This window comes from Aquidulcibacter paucihalophilus, from assembly GCA_030285985.1.
Taxonomy (GTDB): Bacteria; Pseudomonadota; Alphaproteobacteria; order Caulobacterales; family Caulobacteraceae; genus Brevundimonas.
This window is the reverse complement of the sequence record CP127384.1, coordinates 1,613,529-1,630,941: the sequence shown is the minus strand read 5'-3', so window position 1 is coordinate 1,630,941 and position 17,413 is coordinate 1,613,529. Positions and strand designations below refer to the sequence as shown.

Sequence of the window (17,413 nt, the reverse complement as noted above, 5' to 3'; positions counted from 1 at the left end):
CGCATGGCCGTCGTTCTGCGCAGGGCCGTCGAGGCGGACGCCGGGGAGCTCCTGACGCTGCAGCGGGCCGCCTATGTGACCACGGCCCAGTTGTATCGCGACCCGTTCCTGCCGCCCCTCCTGGAAACCCTGGACCAGGTCGCCGAGGCTATCCGGTCGGAGATCGTCCTGGCGGCGGTCGACGGGCATCGCATTGTCGGATCTGCCCGGATCCGCATCGAAGGCTCCGTGGGTCATATGGGGCGGCTGGTGGTCGCGCCGGACCGCGAGGGTACGGGGTTCGGCGTCCGCCTGATCAAGGCGGTACAGGAGCATGCGCCGCCGTCCGTGCGCCGCTTCGAGCTGTTCACCGGTGCCAAGAGCGAGCGCCATATCGCCCTGTACTGGCTGCTCGGATTCGAGGAGTTTGAGCGGCGATGGTCGGACGAGGGTATCGAACTCGTCTACATGGCCAGAGAGCGGACCTAGGCCGGATTTCAGGGCGTTCAGGAGCGAGACCCGTGGCCGACTTCACGCACCGCACTGCCACCGAGGTCGATATTCCGGCGCTGGTCGCCCTTGTGGACCGGTCGATCTCCGGGCCGCTGGCCGCCTTCCTGACACCGGACCAGATCGCCGCCAGCCGAAAGCTGATGGGGATCGACAGCCAGATCATCGCCGACCGGACCTATGTCCTCGTCGAGGCTGACGGCGAACTCGCGGGCTGCGGCGGCTGGAGCGGGCGGATCACCGAGTACGGCGGCGACCACACACCCGGACGGAAGCCTGCCCCCCTCACGCCCGGCGTCGACGCCGCCCGCATCCGCGCCATGTACACCGCCCCCGAGTTCGTCCGCCGGGGCATCGGCCGGCTGATCCTCGACCTGTGCGAGGCCGCCGCCCGGGCCGCGGGCTATGACCGCGCCGAACTGGTCGCGACGATGGGTGGTGAGCCTCTGTACCTCGCCGCGGGATATCGCGAGATCGAACGGTTCGAGGACGACCGCGGCGGCGCGCCCGTGCCGCTGGTCAGAATGGGCAAACGGCTGGATGATGCCCCGCGATAAAGGGGAGCAGGGCTTGCTGATTTCCAACCCATGGCTGCTGGCCGGCGGCGCGCTCAGCGCGGCGGCATCGCTAACCCATCTGGCCATCATCATCGGCGGGCCGCGCTGGTACGCCTTCTTTGGTGCCGGCAAGCGTATGGTTCGACTGGCCGAGCAGGGTGCGGCGTCGGCCACGCTGATCACCCTCGGCATCGCGGCGGTGCTGGCGGTCTGGTCGGCCTACGCCCTGTCAGGGGCCGGCCGGTTGCCGCCCCTCCCCCTGCTTCGCCCCGCCCTTGTCGCGATCAGCGCCGTCTACCTGATCCGCGCCGTGGTGTTTGTGCCGGTTGTGATGATCCGGACCGGCCGCGCCTACGCCTTTGCATGGATCAGTTCGGCATTCGTGCTGGTCTTCGGCCTGACCTATGCCATCGGAACCCTGACCGCATGGAGGACCCTGCCATGACCCCCGCCCGGCGCCTGCGCAACATCATCGGCGGGTCGGCCGGCAATCTGGTCGAGTGGTTCGACTGGTTCGCCTATGCCGCCTTCACCGTCTATTTCGCCCCGATCTTCTTCCCCGAGGGCGACAGCACCGCCCAGCTGCTCAGCGCGGCAGCGGTCTTCGCCGTCGGCTTCCTGATGCGGCCCGTGGGGGCCTGGGTCATGGGCGTCTATTCGGACCGCAAGGGGCGCAAGGCGGGCCTGACCCTGTCCGTCACCCTGATGTGCACCGGCAGCCTGATCATCGCCTGCACGCCCGGCTATGGGAGTATCGGCCTGGCCGCCCCTGCCCTGCTGCTGTTCGCCCGCATGCTGCAGGGTCTCAGCGTGGGCGGCGAGTACGGCTCTTCGGCCACCTATCTGTCGGAGATGGCCACGGCGAAGCATCGCGGCTTCTGGTCCAGTTTCCAGTATGTGACCCTGATTTCCGGGCAACTTCTGGCCCTGCTGCTGCTGATCGTGCTGCAGAAGACCATGGCCGAAGGCGATCTGGCGGCCTGGGGCTGGCGCATTCCATTCTTCGTCGGCGCGGCGCTGGCTGTGGTCGTCTTCTGGCTGCGGCGGCGGCTGGACGAGACCTCCGCCTTCATCGCCACCGATGCGAACGAGGCACCGAAATCCAGCGCCCTGCTGCTGATCCTGAAGCATCCGAAGGAGGCGCTGATGGTGCTCGGCCTGACGGCGGGCGGGACGATCGCCTTCTATACCTACACGACCTACCTGCAGAAATTCCTCGTCAATACGAGCGGCTTCTCCAAGGCGACGGCGACCGAGGTCAGCGCCGCGGCCCTGTTCGTCTTCATGCTGTTGCAGCCGGCCGTGGGGGCCCTGTCGGACCGGGTTGGACGGCGGCCGGTGATGATCGCCTTCGGCGTGGCGGGTGTGCTGTTCACCGTGCCGATCATGACCGCGCTCTCGGGTGTCGAAAGCCCCTTCATGGCCTTCCTGCTGGCCATGGCGGCCCTGATCATCGTCAGCGGTTACACCTCGATCAACGCCGTGGTGAAGGCGGAGCTGTTCCCGGCCCATATCCGCGCGCTGGGCGTCGCCCTGCCCTATGCCATCGCCAACGCCCTGTTCGGCGGCACGGCGGAATACGCCGCCCTCTGGTTCAAGGGCGAAGGGATGGAGAGCGTCTATTTCTGGTACGTCACCGGCCTGATCGGCGTGTCGCTACTGACCTACATCCGGATGCGAGACACGGGCCGCAACAGCCTGATTACACACGACTAGCGCAGAGTCATGCCCTTCATCAGGGTATCGACCACATTGTCGGCGGTCAGGGCCATGGTCGATCGGCCGGCGATCAAGACCTGAATCCTGGGCTGATCGAGAACGCAGACGGCGTCACCGGCAAGCGCCGCGATATCGTCCCGGTGAATGCAGACCACGGCCGCCTCGCCGTTCGCCGTCGCCTTGCGCGATCGCCGGATATTGGACGCGCGCCCCGCGGCGTCGATCCCGGGCCACCAGGTTTCGAGCTGGCCCGCCAGGAAGGCGTCGGGCGAGATGGCGCCTGCCTGGCCCAGAATGACGAGCCCCGCCTGCCCGGACGTATCCGCGGGCCCGCCCTCCCGCGAGGGGGCCTGGCAGTCGAAGTCGAGGGCGAGTTGCGCCGGCGTGTCGGCCGGCGACCCGGTCAGACGGCAGTCCGTGATCGAGCCCGGGATTGTCAGAACCCGGCCGTCGGCCAGCGTGCGGTTACGGGACTGGGCCTGGGCATCGTCGGCAATGACCAGGGCGACCGCGACGGCCGCAGTGAACAACATGACAGACTTCATGGCGTGCCTCCTCCGGGAAGCCTCCATCTTCGCCGCCGGGTGCCTCACCACAAGCGGCGGACGCCGCGAATCAGGTTCAGTCAGGCCGCGAACCGGCCGCCGCGCGCCGCATAGGCCTGGGTCCCGCGCGTGAAAACCCGGTCGGTCGGCAGGATCGCGTCGATGGCGATGGCGTCGGCCCCCTTCAGTCGCTCGTAGATGGGGCCAAAATCCTTCAACGTCTCGGCCTTCAGCTGTTCGATGGTGTCGATGACGAAATAGACCTGCTGGAAGTCGTCGATCCGGTAGAGGGTCTTCATCACACGCTCGAGATCAAAGCCGAGGCGGTTTGGAGACGCATCCTCGAGGGAGAAGACACTCTCGGTCGCGGAAGACACGATGCCGGCCCCGTAGATGCGGAGCCCGTTCGTGTCCTGCATCAGGCCGAACTCCACGGTGTACCAATACAGCCGGGCGAGGTTCTGGAGCACGCCCAGCGAGGCCGCGCGCTGACCGCCCTTGCCGTAGGCCTCCATATAGTCGGCGAAGTCGGGGTCAGAGAGCATCGGAACGTGGCCGAAAACATCATGGAAGATGTCGGGCTCCTGGAGATAGTCGAGCTGGTCGGGCTTGCGGATGAACTGGCCCGAGGGGAAGCGGCGGTTGGCCAGATGGTCGAAGAACACGTCATCGGGCACCAGGCCCGGCACGCAGACAACGGTCCAGCCGGTCAGGGCCCGGAGCTTGGGGTTCATCACCGCGAAATCCGGGATGCCGCCGGTGTTGAGGTCCAGGGCGGTCAGCCCCTTGAGGAAGACATCCGCAGCCCGGCCGGGCAGGATTTTCATCTGTCGGGCGTAAAGGGTGTCCCAGGTCCGGTGCTCAACCTCGGTATAGGCGGCCCAGTCCTGCGGGATCGTCCAGTCGGCCGCGGCACCTTCCGGGGGCGCGTCGAACACATGTTCGAAGTCGGACATGGACCTGCTCCTGCAACCTGCGGGCTCTCAAAGGCCCTTGCTCCCAATCTAGGCCCCTCGCGCCGCACGCGCCAGAGTCGGCCTAGTGAATGGCGTGGGCCCGGGGCGCGTGGCGGCCCCGGGAGTCGACCGTGAACCAGCGCGTCTCGGCTTCACGCGTAAGCGCAGACAGCTCCGGATCCTGCTCCAGCGCCGCTTCGGCCGCATAGGCGATGAAGCCGCCGTCCGGGCCGATGGCGAGGACCTGGTAGAAGGGCTGATCCGGGGTGACCTCGCCCGTTTCGCCGGGCAGGCCGGCGTAGGAGGCATCGATGTCGATCACCACGCCGCGAAAGGCGGCGTCGCGGTGACGAACGATCTGGCCGAGCCCGAATTTTGCAACGGTTTCCTGGGTCATGGCGAGAGAGTGCCTGACCGAACCTGAGCCTCGTCTGCAGCATGCTGTTCATTTTCGCGACAGACACGCTTGGCGTGGAGCACTGCACAGTCCTAGAGTGTCTGGGACGGGCGCCGCTTCGGACCGCCCACCATGAAAGTTCGGCCCATGCCGGAGACCGACGGCGCGCCGCCACGGCGTGACGACCGGTCCCAGCCCCGAAGGTCCGATGGGCAGCGCGCCGCGAACGGTGCCGCCGGGGACCCAGGAGCGTCAGGTCGCGATGCGCCGCTCTATGGCGCGCTCGATCTCGGGACCAACAACTGCCGGCTGCTGATTGCAAAGCCGGCGCGAGACGGCTTTCGCGTCGTCGATTCCTTCAGCCGCATCGTGCGTCTGGGCGAAGGCCTGTCACGGACCGGCCGGCTGGATGACGCAGCCATGGACCGGGCCTATGAGGCCCTGATGCTGTGCGGCGAACGGGTCGCAAAAAAGGGCGTCGACTCCTCGCGCCTCATGGCGGTGGCCACCCAGGCCTGTCGTCAGGCCGAAAACGGTCCTGCCTTCATTGAACGCGTGCGCGTGGGCACCGGCCTCAAACTGCGGATCATCGACCCGGTCGAGGAGGCCCGCCTTGCCGTGCGCGGCTGCCTGAACCTTTTCGACAACTCGGCCGAGGCGGTGCTGGTGGTCGATGTCGGCGGCGGATCGACCGAGCTGAACTGGCTCTCGAAACGCGGCGACAGCTTCGTGCTGGAGGGCTGGATGTCAGCGCCAGTGGGGGTCGTCACGCTCGCCGAGCGCCATCCGGAGCCCGATGGCGGCCTTGAGGACTGGTATGAGGCCATGGTCGTCGACATGGGCGTCGCGATCGCAGAGGCACCGGTCAATCCCGCATTGAGAGAGCTGTTTGTGAGCGGTCGTGCCCACATGGTCGGCACTTCGGGGGCCATCACCAGTCTGGCGGGGATTCACCTGGGTCTGCGCCGCTATCAGCGCAATCTGGTGGATGGTCTCTGGATGACCCGGCGCGACTGCGAGGCTGCCGCCGACACCCTGAAGCGCCTGGGTGCCGCCGGTCGCGCAGCAGAGCCCTGCATCGGTCCGGATCGCGCCGACCTGGTCCTGGCCGGCGCCGCCATCATGGAAGCCGTCCAGCGTGCCTGGCCCTCGGAACGGGTCCGTGTTGCCGACCGCGGCCTGCGCGAAGGCCTGCTGCTGCAGCAGATGCGTGAGGACCGGAAACCGAACCGGAGACGCCGCCGGGGCCGATCCTAGTTCGTGACCTGAACCGGCAAGCTGATGTCGCAGACCGAGAAGTCCGCCCCGCGAGCAGTGCGGGTTTGGTCCACCATGGCCCGGAACCTCGGAGAATCCGTCGCCAGCACCTGCACGCCCGGCCGCTCGGCCTCCGCGATGTCGGCCGCGATCCGCACCCGCGTCATCCGGTCCGGCTCGGCCGTGACCATGCCGTTGTCACCGTCGCCGACCCGCAGGGACCGCACGACGTCGAGGCCCGACACCGTCATGCCCCAGATGGAGTAGCGCTTGTCCAGCGCCGGATAGGCCTGGCGCATCAGGAAGAACTGGCTGTTGGCGGTGTCATTGCCTTCGTCGCGGGCCATGCCCGCCACACCGGGGCAATACAGGCCCCAGCCGTGCACCTTGCCGTCGCCGGTCAGGGCAAAGGCCGCGTCAGGCTGGGTCTGGACCGGCAGGGAACGGAAGAAGCCGATCCGAGCACCCGACGGTTCGGCGACGGCGGCGAACGGCATGGCGCTGTCGCGGCGGAAGGTGAACTCGCCCTTCAGGTCGGGATAGGGGCTCTGGCCCTCGCCATTGCCCAAGGGGTCGCCCGTCTGGGCCATGAACCAGTCGATGACCCGATGCCACGGCACATTGTCATAGAAGCCCCGGCGCGCGAGCAGCCTGATCCGCTCAACATGCAGGGGCGCCACTTCCGGCACCAGCTCCACCAGAATGCGGCCGCGCGTCGTGTCGATCACCAGCAGGTTTTCCGCGGGGACCGCGCGCCATTCCGGAAGGACCACGGTCGTCGCCGGAGCTGGCGGCGGGGGCGGCAGGCCGCCGACCTCCTGCGCCAGCGCGGATCCGGCGATCAGGACGGACAGGGCCGCGAGGCCGGCTATGGTCTTCACGGCAACCTCCCCTGGGCGGATCATCCGCCCGTGACCTCGGCAATCGGCTGAATATCGCACACGGTGAAGCGCGCGCCACGTTCGGTCCGCACCTGTTCCACCATGGCGGTGAAGGCCGGGCTGGACGTCGTTCTGACCCGGACAACGGGGCGCTGCCGTTCCGGCAGGGCGGCAGCGGTGCGGGCGCGGGTCATCAGATCGGGATCCTCGACCCGGCCATTGGCGGCCTCGGCGCCCGGCTTGAGCGCCCGGACCACATCCAGTCCGGCCAGGACACGACCGAACGGCGCATAGAGGCCATTCAGGCTCTCATTGCTTCCGGTCATGATGAAGAACTGACTGTTGGCGCTGTGCGGGTCCTGATTGCGCGCCATACCCAGAACGCCCGGGCAGAACAGGGCCTGCGCCGCGGTCTTGAAGTCGGCCGTGACCATCATCTGGGCGTCGGGCTGGGTGAAGACCGGCATGGACCCGGCAAAGCCCAGCAGTCCCGCCTGACCCGTAGCCACGTTCACAAACCCCAGATCACGGCCGCGCCGGAACTGGAACTCGCCATCAATATCCGGCAGTTCGCTGCCACCCTCTCCGGTCCCCAGCGGGTCGCCGGTCTGGGCCATGAAGTCCGAGATGACCCGGTGGAACTTCAACCCGTCATAGAAGCCCTGGTCGGCCAGGGTGCGGATACGCTCGACAGACAGGGGTGCCATCCGCGGCTCAAGCTCGATCAGGATGCGGCCCTTGGCCGTGTCGATGATGAGCAGGTTCTCGGGCGCGATGGTGCGCCATTCCGGCGACGCCGTCTGGGCCACGACAGGGCCTGACGCAGCGAGAACTGCCGTCGAAAGCGCGGCGGCGATGGCGATCTTGACGTTCATTCTAACCCTTGACCTTGGCCCGCACCATTTCGGCGACGGCGGGGCTGACGAAACTGTCGATCGCACCGTCGAGCCGGGCGATCTCCTTGACGAGACGCGAGGCGATGGCCTGGTGCCGTGGATCGGCCATCAGGAAGACCGTCTCGATGTCGGCATTGAGGCGCTGGTTCATCGCCGTCATCTGGAACTCGTATTCGAAGTCGGCGACGGCGCGGAGTCCCCGCACGATGATGCCGGCGTCGAGTTCCTCGGCGAAATGCATCAGCAGACTGGCAAAGGGCCGCACCTCGACCTTCGGCCCCAGGTGGGCGACCTCGGCCCGGACCATCTCGACCCGCTGATCGGTCGTGAACATCGGGCCCTTCTCATCATTACGGGCGACGCCGATGACCAGCCGGTCGACCAGCTTCACCGCACGCCCGATGATGTCCATATGCCCGTTGGTGACGGGGTCGAACGTGCCCGGATACAGGCCGATGCGCATCACTTTCCTCCCCGTCTCTTCCTTGGTTTAGCAGGCACCAAACGGCTGGCCTAGAGTGGCTGGACCGGGTTCGAGGCCCAGGCGTGCTGCAGCCGCTCGATCAGGCCCGCCGGTGATGGGAAGGCCTGATCGCCGATCGCCGCGATGGCGCAGGCCGGGGTGGCGCTATTGCAGAGGAAGGCTGCATCGAAGCGGGCGAGATCACCGGCCGGAACCGGTGCCGTGCGCCCGGTCAGGCCGACACCGGCCAGACCCTCGTGAACCAGGGCCTGTGCCACGCCTGCCAACATCGCGGCCTGGGGCCAGACGACCTCGTCACCGCAAACAAAGCCGATGTTCCACAGACTGCCCTCCGAAATCCGGCCCTCACCATCCACGAACAGGGCGTCGTCAAATCCGGCGGCCCGCGCCGCGCGGCGGGCGCGGATCAGGCCGAAGGTGGCGACATGCTTCAGCTGCGCCGCCTCCCGCACATAGGGCTGGAGTTGCAGGCGCGGGCGGTCGGCGAGCGGCGGCGGCGGCGGCGACACAGCGATCATGACGCGCGGCGTGCCTTGCCAGTCCGGCGTCCGCGGGCTGACGTCTGGCGAGAACAGACTGGCCCGCAGCCAGCAGTCTTCCCGGCCCGCGACGGCGTTCCGAATGAAGTCCCGCAGCCGGAACTTCCCGACAGCCTCGCCGAACAGTTCAACCGCCTCGGCCTCCAGCCGCGCCAGATGCAGGTCGAGGCCGCGAACGCCACCCTGCTCCACCCGGAACGAGGTGTAGGCGCCGTAGTTGATCAGGGCGACATGCGCGAGGTCGCCGGGTGTAGCCGGCGCGCCGTCGACACTCAGTTCAACGGCGCCCGCCACGGATCAGGCTTCGCCGTCCCCGGTGCCCGGCTCAATACCTTCACCTTCGACCGGATCCCCATCGCCACCGCTGTCAGGCAGCCGCTCGACCGAGACGACCTTTTCGCCGTCGGCAGTGCGGAAGATGGTGACGCCCTGGCTGGACCGGCCGACGATGCGGACCTGGCCGACCGGGGTGCGGATCATCTGGCCACCCGAGGTCACCAGCAACAGTTCGTCGCTGTCCTCAACCGGGAAGGAGGCCGCCAGGCGCGTGCCCGCCCGACCGCCCAGACCGTGGGCCGTAAGCCCCTGCCCGCCCCGGCCCGTCCGCCGGTACTCATAGGCCGAGGAGCGTTTGCCGAAGCCGGTCTCGGTGACCGTGAGGATGAACTGTTCGGCGGCCCCCAGCTCGGCGATCCGCTCGGTCGAGAGGATGGCTTCACCCGCGGCTTCGTCGCCCTCGTCATCGGCCGCCACGACCGGTTCGTCCTCGGCCCCGTCCGCCGCCCGGCGCATGGCCGAGGCGTGTTTGACATAGGCGGCCCGTTCGTCCGGCGTCGCGTCGACCCGGCCCAGCACGGCCATGGAGATGACTTCGTCGTCCTTCTGCAGACGGACGCCGCGGACGCCGGTCGAGTCCCGGCCCTTGAAGACCCGGACATCGTCGGCCTTGAAGCGGATCGCGCGGCCCAGGGCGGTCGTCAGCATGACGTCGTCCTCGGCGGTGCACAGGGCGACCCCGACCATGTGGTCGCCGTCCTCCAGCTTCATGGCGATCTTGCCGGCCCGGTTGACGGTGGCGAAGTCGCTGAGCTTGTTCCGCCGCACGTCGCCGGACTTGGTCGCGAACATGATGTCGTAATCGCCCCACTCCGCCTCGTTCTCAGGCAGGGGCAGGACGTTCATGATGCTGTCGCCCGGCTCGATGGGCAGCAGATTGACGAAGGCCTTGCCGCGTGACTGGGGATTGCCCAGCGGCAGGCGCCAGGTCTTCAGCTTGTAGGCCTTGCCGTTGGTGGCGAAGAACAGCACCGGCGTGTGGGTCGAGGCCGAGAAGACGCCGACGACGGCGTCGTCCTCCTTCATCGCCACGCCCGAGCGGCCCTTGCCGCCGCGATGCTGGGTCCGATAGGCGTTCAGGGCGACGCGCTTGACGTAGCCGCCATGGGTGACGGTAACGACCATGTCCTCGCGCGGGATCAGGTCCTCGTCTTCCAGCTCATAGTCGCCCTCGCCGATCAGGGTCCGCCGCGGAACTGCGAACTCCCCGCGCACGACCAGCAGGTCCTCGCGGATGACGGCCAGGATGTTGGCGCGGTCGCTCAGCAGGGTCAGGTGGCCCTGGATGGTGTCGGCCAGGCCGCGGGCCTCGCCGAAGATGTCGTCGCGGCCGAGGCCGGTCAGGCGGCTGAGGGTCAGGCCCAGGATGGCGCGGGCCTGTTCGTCGGTCAGGTTCAGCTTGTCGCCGTCGACCAGCATGGAGCGCGGGTCGGCGATCAGCTCGATGAGGGCGATCATGTCGCCCACCGGCCAGCTCTTGGCCTGCAGCCGCTCGCGCGCCTCGGCCGGATCGGCCGAGCTGCGGATGATGTGAATGACCTCATCGATATTGGCCACGGCCACGGCCAGACCGACCAGCACATGGCCGCGGTCACGGGCCTTGGCCAGTTCGAACTTGATGCGGCGGACGACCACTTCCTCGCGGAATTCGAGGAAGGCCTCCAGCAGCTGGCGCAGACCCATCTGGATCGGGCGGCCATGGTTCAGCGCCAGCATGTTGACGCCGAACGAGCTCTGCATGGCGGTGAAGCGCCACAGCTGGTTCAGGACCACATCGGCCGAGGCGTCGCGCTTCAGCTCGATGACCATCCGCATGCCGTCGCGGTCGGATTCGTCGCGGACATCGGAAATGCCCTCGATCCGCTTCTCGCGGACCATTTCAACGATGCGCTCGATCAGGGTTTGTTTGTTGACCTGATAGGGCAGCTGGGTGACGACGATGGCCTCGCGGTCCTTCCGGATCGTCTCGATCGTCGCCTGGCCGCGCACCACGACCGAGCCGCGGCCGTCGCGCAGGGCGTTACGGGGCGCCGTCCGGCCCATGATCTCACCGCCGGTCGGGAAGTCGGGACCGGGAACGATGTCGAGCAGGGCGTCGTCGCTGATGTTCGGGTCGTCCAGCAGGGCGACGCAGGCGTCGATGATCTCGCCCAGGTTATGCGGCGGGATGTTGGTGGCCATGCCGACGGCAATGCCGCCCGCGCCATTGACCAGCAGGTTGGGGATCCGCGCCGGCAGGACGACGGGCTCCAGTTCCTTCTCGTCGTAGTTCGGCTGGAAATCGACCGTGTCCTTGTCGATGTCCGTCAGCAGGGCCGAGGCCGCCGGGGCCATCCGGGCCTCGGTGTAACGCATCGAGGCCGGCATATCGCCGTCAACCGAGCCGAAATTGCCCTGGCCATCGACCAGCATCAAACCCATGGAGAACGGCTGGGCCATGCGCACCAGCGCCATATAGACCGAGGCGTCGCCGTGCGGGTGGAAGCGGCCGAGCACGTCGCCGACGACGCGGGCGCATTTCGAATAGGGCCGGTCCGGGGTCATCTTCAGGTCGTGCATCGAATACAGGATGCGGCGGTGCACGGGCTTCAGCCCGTCACGCGCGTCCGGCAGGGCGCGGCTCACGATCACGCTCATGGCGTAGTCGAGATACGAGCGTCTCAGCTCGTCTTCGATGGTGATGGTGGAGATGTCGCCGCCGCCGCCCGAAGCCGGGGGCAGTGCGTCGTTATAGCTGTCGTCAGTCAAGGAAATCAGGCTTTAAATGGCCGGAATCGGAACGTGATCCGCGAACCGGTTTTCTAGCATCCGGGGACTGCCGTGGCAAAGCGGCGCCACGCCCCCCAGCCCCGCCCGGACAAGGACACCGACCATGCGCGCCACCCTCGCCCTTCTGCCTCTCGCCGCCGCCCTCTCGGGCTGTATCAGCGTCACCGCCAATGACGTGTCCGTCACGCCGCCACGCGCCGCGCCAGGCGCTTTCGGCGAGGCGTCCCTGATCAATGCCTCGGGCACCCGGATCGGGCGGGCGGTCCTCACCCAGGGGGCCACGGGCCTGCTGATCCGGATCGAGGCTGATGGCCTGGCGCCGGGATGGCACGGCGTGCACATCCACGCGACGGGCCAGTGCGAGACGCCCTTCACTTCGGCCGGAGCCCACGTCAATCATGGGGATCCGCAAGCGCCTCACGGCCTGCTGAACGCAGGTGGGCCCGACGACGGCGACCTGCCCAATATCTTCGCCGACGCCGGCGGTCGGGTGAACGTCGAGGTCTTCACCACCCGCGCCCGCATCGCCTCCGAGGGTCCCGGCCAGTGGTTGTGGGACTCGGACGGCTCGTCCCTGGTCATCCACGCCAATGCCGACGATCACACCAGCCAACCCATCGGCGGTGCCGGAGCCCGGGTCGCCTGCGGGGTGATGGCGGCGGGCTAGGCTAGTCGGCCAGCGGCCGCGTCAGATCGAACTCGACCCGCAGATATCGGTTCGGGCGGCGGAGCTCATAGGCATAGATCCGGCCCGGATGGACCTCGACCGCCCAGACATTGGTGGTCGAGACCGAGGCGTTGCCGGCATTGAACAGCTCGATGGAGAATTCATCGACCGGGAATTCCTGCCGGTTCGCCGTCCCGGCCGAGGTCGTGTCGCCGCCATACCAGTGCAGGCCGTCCGGATTGCCCTGCGGGTCGCGGTGATCGTGTTTCAGGGTCAGGCCGCCGTCTTCATTGCGGCTGATCACCCAGGTCCGGGACCTGTCCTCGCCGACCCAGAATGGAATGCGGACCTCATCGGCCGAACAGTCGCGCACATGCATGATCAGGCGGGACCGGGCAAAATCGGCGTCAGCGGCGTCCGAGGTCACCACCCGCCCCTCGAATCGCTGGCCGCACAGGCCATTGAGACTGGCCATGAAGGCGTCCTGCTGCGGCGCGGCCGCAGGCACGGTGGCGCAGGCTGACAGGGCGAAGGCGGCGGCGGCGAGAGCGACGATCTGTTTCATTTGCCGAGCCTAGCCCGAACAAAGGGGCTCGCCTAATCTGACGCCATGGCCGACACCGTGACGCTTCGCCTCATCATCGACGATCCTGTTCCGGGCGTGCGCTACAGCCTGCAGAAGGACGACATGCCGTTCGAGCCCCGCACCGCCGGCGAAGGCCCGCTGGTGTTCGAGGTTCCGATCACCCTGCAGCCCGACGGCCGGATGACCGGACCCTTTGTTCGGCGGGAAGGCCATGCCCGTCGCTTCGTCTACATCCGCATCGGCACTTCGGCGGGGGACCATGACGCGGCCTGGAGCCGGCGCGCCAAGATCGACATCCACGACATCCCGAGCTCCCTGCTGGCCCCCGACGCCCTGCTGGAGGTCCATCTTCCGGGGCGCGGCAAAGACGGTTCCCCCGCCTGCGCCACGGTGCGTCCGGTCATCGGATGGCGGCCTGTCTGACCGGCGTTGACTTTGGAGCGCGCCTGAGTATGTTCCGCGCCTCTCATTTCAGCGGCTTTCGCCGTCGCAAAGGTAATTCCGATGGCCAAGCCGGCTTCAATCAAGATCCGCCTGAACTCGTCCGCCGACACCGGCTTCTTCTATGTCACCAAGAAGAACGCCCGGACCATGACCGAGAAAATGGTCGTCAAGAAATACGACCCCGTCGTGCGCAAGCACGTCGAGTTCAAGGAAGGCAAGATCAAGTAAGGCTCACGCCCTGCTGGTTTTCAGAACGCCCGGTGGAAACACCGGGCGTTTTTGTTTGTGCGGCGATGCGGTCATCGCTGGCGTGCTAGGTTGCTGGAATGACTGATCCGACGGACGACCTGCCGCCCGAAAGCCCCGTCCAGCGGGCGCTGCGCCTGAAGAAGGCGGCAATCGAGGCTCGCGAGAAGCCGCCGCGCGGCGGCCGTTTCCAGCGCGAACAGGCCGCGCGAATCGCGACCGGCAAGTCCAAGCCTTGGATGAGCCGTTAGAAGCCCTCAGGCCGCCCGGGCGATGACCTGGTTCCGGCCCCGGGCCTTGGCTTCATAGACACCCTCGTCGGCTCGCTTGAGCAGGGCATCCGGCGTGTCATGGGGGCCGGTGCTGGCGGCGACGCCGACCGAGACGGTGACGGTCAGGGCCTCGGTGCCGCTCATGATCGGGAAGGGCTGGGCGCCGACGTCGCGACGGATTCGGTCGGCGACCTGGGCCGCGTCCTCAAGGCTCGCGCCCGGCATCACCACCACGAATTCCTCGCCACCGAGACGGCACGGCAGGTCGATGGCACGGACATTGGTGGCCAGACGCACGGCGAACTCGCGCAGGACCTCATCGCCGGCGTCGTGTCCGAAGCCGTCGTTGACCAGCTTGAAATGGTCGATGTCCATGACGAGCACAGCCACGCCTTCGCCGCCCTGCCCGGCCCGGCTCATCAGGGCCTGGAGCTGGCCCGCCATGTAGCGGCGGTTGTGCAGGCCGGTCAGGGCGTCCGTGACCGCCATCTCGAGGCTGTAGTCCAGCTTCTGCTTGAGGAAGTCGGCATAGCGCTTGCGCTTGATCTGGGTGCGCGCGCGCGCCTCCAGCTCCTCCGGATCGACCGGGCGCGGCAGGATGTCGTTGACGCCGAGTTCCAGGGCCTTGAGCAGGCGCGGACGATCCGCGGGATCGACCACCGCCAGAATGGGAATTCGTCGCGACGTCTCGGTCGAACGGGTCTGGGCCACGAACCTCAGGCCGTCGAAATCCGGGCTGGAGACGTTGACGATCATCAGATCAACGGGCCCGCGCGCGGCGATCAGGGCCGTGGCCGGGTCGCTTTCGACCGTGGGGCGATGCTCGCCCGCCAGATGCTCGACCATCTTCTGCGCCTGACGCCCGTTGTCGTCGACAATCAGGATACGCCCGCCGGAGCCGCGCAGACGGCCGGCGCCGTCGGTGTCGACGCCCATCCGGCGACCGCTCTCCTCGCGCTCGCGCAGCTCGTCCATCACCGACTTAAGCCGCAGCAGGGAGCGCACCCGGGCGAACAGAATGACGTCGTCGATCGGCTTGGTGACGAAATCGTCGGCGCCGGCGTCGAGCCCCTTGAGCTTGTCCTCGCGGCCGTCCAGCGCCGTCACCAGGACGACGGGGATGTGCCGGGTCACGGGATCGGCCTTCAGCCGACGGCAGGTCTCGAACCCGTCCATGCCGGGCATCATCACGTCGAGCAGGATGATGTCCGGGCGTTCGTCGGACGCCACCTGCAGGGCCGACGCGCCGTCGACGGCGGTCAGCACTTCATAGTATTCGAGCGTCAGCTTGGCCTCGAGCAGGCGGACGTTCGCTTCAACGTCGTCAACGACAAGAATGCGCGCCGTCATCGGTCCCTACCCCAGATGTTTCCGCACCACGTCGAGGAAATGCATCACCGAAATGGGCTTGGAGATGTAGGCCTCGCAGCCCCCATTGCGGATACGCTCCTCGTCGCCCTTCATGGCGAAGGCGGTGACGGCGACGACCGGGATGTGGCTCAGTTCCTCATCGTCCTTGAGCCATTTGGTGACTTCCAGACCGCTGATTTCGGGCAGCTGGATGTCCATCAGGATGAGATCGGGCTTGTGCAGACGCGCCAGGGCCAACGCCTGCAGGCCTTCGCGGGTCTGCAGCGTTTCATAGCCCTGCGAGTCGAGCAGATCATGAAACAGCTTCATGTTCAGCTCGTTATCCTCGACGATGAGGACTTTCTTGGACATCATCACCTTGGCCTGGTTGCCTCTGGGTGCGACTGCACGGAGGCTTGGCGTCTTCTTCGTGCACTGTGACCCGGCGGGTCTTAAGTTGGGGTGAAGCCAGACTGTCCGGGCGGAGGCGGCGATGTTCGATCACACCAGCATCTTGAACACCGGCAGTTCTCTCGTCTGGGTCCTCCTGCTCGGCGTAGTCGCCAGCCGACTCGTCGAAGGTGCTTGGAAGCAGGCTCTGCGGTGGGAGTTGGGCTTGGGGCTGGCACTCACTGGAATGGCCTACGCAGTCACCGCCGCGACACCCTACTCCGCTGGCTCCCTGAAGATTCTGGCCGCTGCGGTTGCCGTTAACATCGTCGGCGTGCTGATCGCCCGACGTTTGCGGCCTGCCTCCGCGCCACGAAAGCTCTGATGAAATCCATCTGCCGCGACTGCCTGCAAAGCGGCGACCGGAAGGTCGAGCGGTGCCCGGCCTGCGGCTCGCGCCGGCTGGTCCAGCACGAAGAGCTGGATCGCCTCTCGATCGCCCATCTCGACTGCGACGCCTTCTACGCCTCGGTGGAAAAGCGCGACCGGCCCGAACTGCGCGACCGACCGGTCATCGTCGGCGGCGGCAAGCGCGGCGTGGTCTCGACCTGCTGCTACATCGCCCGCCAGTACGGCGTTCACTCGGCCATGCCGATGTTCAAGGCGCTCAAGGCCTGTCCCGAGGCCGTGGTCATCAAGCCCGACTTCAGCAAATACATCGCCGCCAGCGAGGCCATCTTCGGCGCGGTCGGCAAGCTGACGCCCCTGGTCCAGACCCTGTCGCTGGATGAGGCCTGGATCGACCTGGCCGGCACCGAGCGGCTGAACGGCGGTCCGCCGGCCTTTCAGCTCATCCGCCTGCAGCAGCAGATCGAGAACGACACCGGCCTGACCGTCTCCATCGGCCTGGCACCCAACCGCTTCCTCGCCAAGGTGGCGTCCGAGCTGGACAAGCCGCGCGGCTTCTCTGTCCTGGGGTCCGAAGCCGCCGTCGTACTGGCTCCGCGCCCGGTCGGCATCCTGCCCGGCGTCGGCCCGGTGTTCCGCAAGACCCTGCAGAGCGACGGCTATGCCACGGTCGGTGATCTGGCCGCCGCCGACGTGCGCGATCTGGTCCGGCGCTATGGCGAGACCGGCCTGCGCCTGCACGATCTCGCCCATGGCCGCGACGCCCGCGCGGTCAACCCCGGCCACGAACGCAAGGGGATGAGCGCCGAGACCACCTTCAACGAGGATCTGATCACCGCCGAGGACCTCGAGGCCGAGCTTTGGCCCCTGTGCGAAAAGCTGGCGTCCAAGGCGCGGCGGGACGGCGTGGCCAGCCGGGTGCTGGTGCTCAAGCTGCGCCGCACGGACTTCAAGATCGTCACACGGCGTGTCTCCCTGCCCGAGCCGGTCCAGACCGCCCGCGCCCTGTTCGCCGCCGGCCGGGCGCTGATGGCTCCGGAACTGGGGCAGCCCTACCGTCTGATCGGCATTGGCATGGGCGAGGTCGTGGACGCCGTCGATTCCCACGCCCTGTTCGAAACGGCCGAGACCCGAACGCTCAGGACCGAGACCGCGATCGACCGGCTGCGGGCGAAATTCGGCGACAAGGCCGTCGTGGCAGGGCGGGCGCTGAAGGACTGAGACT

At 67.4% G+C, this 17,413-nt stretch carries 22 protein-coding genes; 11 read left to right on the top strand and 11 right to left on the bottom strand.

Going from position 1 to position 17,413, the window contains the following annotated elements; all coding sequences use genetic code 11:
• Positions 1–3 precede the first annotated feature (3 nt).
• From KB221_07835 to KB221_07820, 4 genes are read left to right on the top strand one after another with little or no spacing between them, the layout of a single operon-like run.
• Complete coding sequence (locus KB221_07835) at positions 4–468, top strand: GNAT family N-acetyltransferase (protein ID WIY68025.1); 465 nt, start codon at positions 4–6, stop codon at positions 466–468.
• A gap of 32 nt (positions 469–500) precedes the next feature.
• Positions 501–1,046, top strand: a complete 546-nt coding sequence (locus KB221_07830; GenBank protein ID WIY68024.1) for a GNAT family N-acetyltransferase — start codon at positions 501–503, stop codon at positions 1,044–1,046.
• Between the two features lie 13 nt (positions 1,047–1,059).
• On the top strand, positions 1,060–1,491 hold the full coding sequence (locus tag KB221_07825; GenBank protein ID WIY68023.1) for a hypothetical protein: 432 nt from the start codon (positions 1,060–1,062) through the stop codon (positions 1,489–1,491).
• Positions 1,488–2,762, top strand: a complete 1,275-nt coding sequence (locus tag KB221_07820) for an MFS transporter (protein ID WIY68022.1) — start codon at positions 1,488–1,490, stop codon at positions 2,760–2,762. The genes KB221_07825 and KB221_07820 overlap by 4 nt, the downstream gene beginning before the upstream one ends.
• Here KB221_07820 and KB221_07815 read toward each other — a convergent pair.
• From KB221_07815 to hspQ, 3 genes are all read right to left on the bottom strand, one after another.
• Positions 2,759–3,310 carry a hypothetical protein gene (locus KB221_07815; GenBank protein ID WIY68021.1) on the bottom strand — a complete coding sequence of 184 codons (552 nt, stop codon included), beginning with the start codon at positions 3,308–3,310 and terminating at the stop codon, positions 2,759–2,761. The genes KB221_07820 and KB221_07815 overlap by 4 nt on opposite strands.
• An 80-nt stretch (positions 3,311–3,390) precedes the next feature.
• A complete protein-coding gene (phhA, locus tag KB221_07810; protein WIY68020.1) occupies positions 3,391–4,266 on the bottom strand; it encodes a phenylalanine 4-monooxygenase in 876 nt (291 codons plus the stop codon).
• Between the two features lie 82 nt (positions 4,267–4,348).
• Positions 4,349–4,663 (bottom strand): heat shock protein HspQ, encoded by a 315-nt coding sequence (gene hspQ / locus KB221_07805; GenBank protein WIY68019.1) that lies wholly within the window; start codon positions 4,661–4,663, stop codon positions 4,349–4,351.
• A 147-nt stretch (positions 4,664–4,810) separates the two neighbouring features.
• On the opposite strand from hspQ, the gene KB221_07800 reads away from it, so the two are divergent.
• Positions 4,811–5,920, top strand: a complete 1,110-nt coding sequence (locus KB221_07800) for a Ppx/GppA phosphatase family protein (GenBank protein WIY70889.1) — start codon at positions 4,811–4,813, stop codon at positions 5,918–5,920.
• Here the strand turns inward: KB221_07800 and KB221_07795 are convergent.
• Genes KB221_07795 through gyrA form a run of 5 tightly spaced genes read right to left on the bottom strand, consistent with a single transcriptional unit; the run spans position 5,917 to position 11,804 of the window.
• Complete coding sequence (locus KB221_07795) at positions 5,917–6,792, bottom strand: peptidylprolyl isomerase (GenBank protein WIY70888.1); 876 nt, start codon at positions 6,790–6,792, stop codon at positions 5,917–5,919. The genes KB221_07800 and KB221_07795 overlap by 4 nt on opposite strands.
• Before the next feature lie 29 nt (positions 6,793–6,821).
• Positions 6,822–7,676 carry a peptidylprolyl isomerase gene (locus tag KB221_07790; protein WIY68018.1) on the bottom strand — a complete coding sequence of 285 codons (855 nt, stop codon included), beginning with the start codon at positions 7,674–7,676 and terminating at the stop codon, positions 6,822–6,824.
• Between the two features lies 1 nt (position 7,677).
• On the bottom strand, positions 7,678–8,160 hold the full coding sequence (gene coaD, locus KB221_07785; GenBank protein WIY68017.1) for a pantetheine-phosphate adenylyltransferase: 483 nt from the start codon (positions 8,158–8,160) through the stop codon (positions 7,678–7,680).
• 50 nt (positions 8,161–8,210) lie between these two features.
• The gene (locus KB221_07780) at positions 8,211–9,014 is read right to left on the bottom strand and encodes an aminotransferase class IV (protein ID WIY68016.1); all 804 of its coding nucleotides are present in this window, start codon (positions 9,012–9,014) and stop codon (positions 8,211–8,213) included.
• A 3-nt stretch (positions 9,015–9,017) separates the two neighbouring features.
• Positions 9,018–11,804, bottom strand: coding sequence for a DNA gyrase subunit A (gene gyrA, locus KB221_07775; protein ID WIY68015.1), 2,787 nt, complete (start codon positions 11,802–11,804; stop codon positions 9,018–9,020).
• Between the two features lie 124 nt (positions 11,805–11,928).
• Here gyrA and KB221_07770 point away from each other — a divergent pair, with 124 nt between their 5' ends.
• Positions 11,929–12,492, top strand: a complete 564-nt coding sequence (locus KB221_07770) for a superoxide dismutase family protein (protein ID WIY68014.1) — start codon at positions 11,929–11,931, stop codon at positions 12,490–12,492.
• Position 12,493: 1 nt separating this feature from the next.
• Here KB221_07770 and KB221_07765 read toward each other — a convergent pair whose 3' ends face one another.
• Positions 12,494–13,057, bottom strand: coding sequence for a hypothetical protein (locus KB221_07765; protein ID WIY68013.1), 564 nt, complete (start codon positions 13,055–13,057; stop codon positions 12,494–12,496).
• Between the two features lie 45 nt (positions 13,058–13,102).
• On the opposite strand from KB221_07765, the gene KB221_07760 reads away from it, so the two are divergent.
• From KB221_07760 to KB221_07750, 3 genes are all read left to right on the top strand, one after another.
• Positions 13,103–13,501, top strand: a complete 399-nt coding sequence (locus KB221_07760; GenBank protein WIY68012.1) for a DUF5990 family protein — start codon at positions 13,103–13,105, stop codon at positions 13,499–13,501.
• A gap of 81 nt (positions 13,502–13,582) precedes the next feature.
• Positions 13,583–13,750: a 50S ribosomal protein L33 gene (gene rpmG / locus KB221_07755; protein WIY68011.1), complete on the top strand. Its 168-nt coding sequence runs from the start codon at positions 13,583–13,585 to the stop codon at positions 13,748–13,750.
• Between the two features lie 98 nt (positions 13,751–13,848).
• Positions 13,849–14,019, top strand: a complete 171-nt coding sequence (locus KB221_07750; protein ID WIY68010.1) for a hypothetical protein — start codon at positions 13,849–13,851, stop codon at positions 14,017–14,019.
• Positions 14,020–14,025: 6 nt separating this feature from the next.
• Here KB221_07750 and KB221_07745 read toward each other — a convergent pair whose 3' ends face one another.
• Together KB221_07745 and KB221_07740 are read right to left on the bottom strand one after the other, a co-directional pair.
• Complete coding sequence (locus KB221_07745; GenBank protein ID WIY68009.1) at positions 14,026–15,390, bottom strand: PleD family two-component system response regulator; 1,365 nt, start codon at positions 15,388–15,390, stop codon at positions 14,026–14,028.
• Between the two features lie 6 nt (positions 15,391–15,396).
• Entirely contained in the window at positions 15,397–15,762 is a 366-nt protein-coding gene (locus KB221_07740) for a response regulator (protein ID WIY70887.1), read from the bottom strand.
• 121 nt (positions 15,763–15,883) lie between these two features.
• Here KB221_07740 and KB221_07735 point away from each other — a divergent pair, with 121 nt between their 5' ends.
• Complete coding sequence (locus KB221_07735) at positions 15,884–16,165, top strand: hypothetical protein (protein ID WIY68008.1); 282 nt, start codon at positions 15,884–15,886, stop codon at positions 16,163–16,165.
• Positions 16,165–17,409: a DNA polymerase IV gene (locus KB221_07730; GenBank protein WIY68007.1), complete on the top strand. Its 1,245-nt coding sequence runs from the start codon at positions 16,165–16,167 to the stop codon at positions 17,407–17,409. Before KB221_07735 ends, KB221_07730 begins: the two co-directional genes overlap by 1 nt.
• Positions 17,410–17,413: the final 4 nt, after the last annotated feature.